Annotated in this window: 1 pseudogene; it reads left to right on the top strand. The window is 34.0% G+C overall.

Going from position 1 to position 282, the window contains the following annotated elements:
* A pseudogene (locus R0K30_RS21655) lies at positions 1 to 128 on the top strand (aminoglycoside phosphotransferase family protein); the annotation flags it as partial.
* Positions 129 to 282 lie beyond the last annotated feature (154 nt).

Raw genomic sequence — 282 nt, forward strand, 5'->3', positions numbered from 1 at the left:
CATTAGCGATCAGTCATTTTATCACAAATGAAGCATGCCTCAATGCTTTTTATGAAGGCTATTGCCGCTATCGTGTATCAAAACAAGAATTCGAGTATTTTAACGACGGTCTATATGAATTTTTTTAAAAAAACTTATTATGTAAAAAGAGCATCATGCTTTGACAAGATAAAAACTTGACACACGCTCTGAAACCATGTAAACTAAGTTTTTGTAAAGGGATTTGACTTAACAAAGGGGAGAGCTCAAATGTCGCTCGAAAAAACGACGAGAATGAACTAT

It is taken from the genome of Bacillus sp. SIMBA_154, from assembly GCF_046536015.1.
Lineage (GTDB): Bacteria > Bacillota > Bacilli > Bacillales > Bacillaceae > Bacillus > Bacillus pumilus_P.